This window comes from Pseudomonas sp. RIT-PI-q (assembly GCF_001297125.1).
In the GTDB taxonomy this organism is placed as follows: domain Bacteria; phylum Pseudomonadota; class Gammaproteobacteria; order Pseudomonadales; family Pseudomonadaceae; genus Aquipseudomonas.
On record NZ_LHPC01000066.1, the window covers coordinates 1 to 1,813 of the forward strand.

The 1,813-nt window shown below is 62.4% G+C and carries 1 protein-coding gene; it reads left to right on the plus strand.

Going from position 1 to position 1,813, the window contains the following annotated elements:
- Nucleotides 1-1,813 (plus strand): transketolase (gene tkt, locus AEQ67_RS31510; RefSeq protein WP_059407649.1); only part of this gene is annotated, 1,813 nt, incomplete at both ends.

The window sequence follows — 1,813 nt, forward strand, 5'->3', positions numbered from 1 at the left end:
GCCGTCGTGAGCGTGCCAACGCCATTCGTGCCCTCAGCATGGATGCCGTGCAAAAAGCCAACAGCGGCCATCCCGGTGCCCCTATGGGTATGGCGGATATCGCCGAAGGACTTTGGGGGGACTACCTGAAGCACAACCCGAGCAATCCATCGTTCGCCGACCGTGACCGCTTCGTGCTGTCCAACGGCCATGGCTCGATGCTGATCTACTCGCCGCTGCACCTGACCGGCTACGACCTGTCGATCGACGACCTGAAAAACTTCCGCCAGCTGCACAGCCGCACCCCCGGCCACCCGGAATTCGGCTACACCCCGGGCGTGGAAACCACCACCGGTCCATTGGGCCAGGGCCTGGCCAACGCCGTGGGTTTCGCCCTCGCCGAAAAAGTCCTGGCGGCGCAGTTCAACCGTCCGGGGCACAACGTTGTCGACCACCACACCTACGTGTTCCTGGGTGATGGCTGCATGATGGAAGGCATCTCCCACGAAGTCGGCTCCCTGGCCGGCACCTTGGGCCTGGGCAAACTGATCGCCTTCTACGATGACAACGGCATCTCCATCGATGGCGAAGTCGAAGGCTGGTTCACCGACGACACGCCGAAGCGTTTCGAAGCCTACAACTGGCAAGTGATCCGCAACGTTGACGGTCACGACCCGGAAGAAATCAAAACCGCGATCGACACCGCACGCAAAAGCGAGCAGCCGACCCTGATCTGCTGCAAGACCACCATCGGCTTCGGTTCGCCGAACAAGCAAGGCAAGGAAGATTGCCACGGCGCCCCATTGGGTGACGCGGAAATCGCCCTGACCCGTGCGGCGCTGAAATGGAACCACGGCCCGTTCGAAATCCCGGCCGACATCTATGCCGAGTGGGACGCCAAGGAATCCGGTCGCGCGGTCGAAGCCGAATGGGATCAGCGTTTCGCTGCCTACTCCGCGCAATTCCCTGAACTGGCCAACGAGCTGGTGCGTCGTCTGAGCGGCGAACTGCCGGCTGACTTCGCGGAAAAAGCCTCGGCTTATATTGCTGAAGTCGCGGCCAAGGGCGAAACCATCGCCAGCCGCAAAGCCAGCCAGAACGCCCTGAATGCCTACGGCCCGCTGTTGCCTGAATTCCTCGGCGGCTCGGCTGACCTGGCCGGCTCCAACCTGACCCTGTGGAAAGGTTGCAAAGGTGTCACGGCTGAAGACGCCAGCGGCAACTACGTGTACTACGGCGTTCGCGAGTTCGGCATGAGCGCGATCATGAACGGCGTGTCGCTGCACGGCGGCCTGGTGCCTTATGGCGCGACCTTCCTGATGTTCATGGAATACGCGCGCAACGCGGTGCGCATGGCCTCGCTGATGAAGAAGCGCGTGATCTTCGTCTACACCCACGACTCCATCGGTCTGGGCGAAGACGGCCCGACGCACCAGCCGATCGAGCAACTGTCGAGCCTGCGCTGCACACCTAACCTCGACACCTGGCGCCCAGCCGATGCCGTTGAATCGGCGGTGTGCTGGAAGCTGGCACTGGAACGCCAGGACGGCCCTTCGGCGCTGATCTTCTCGCGTCAGAACCTGCAGCACCAAACCCGCAGCGCACTGCAGATCGCCGACATCGAGCGTGGCGGTTACGTGTTGAAGGACTGCGATGGCGAGCCTGAGCTGATCCTGATCTCCACCGGTTCGGAAGTCGGTTTGGCGGTTCAGGCGTACGACAAGCTCACCGAGCAAGGTCGCAAGGTGCGTGTGGTTTCGATGCCGTGCACCAGCGTGTTCGATGCGCAGGACGCCGGCTACAAACAAGCGGTCCTGCCGTTGCAGGTCAGCGC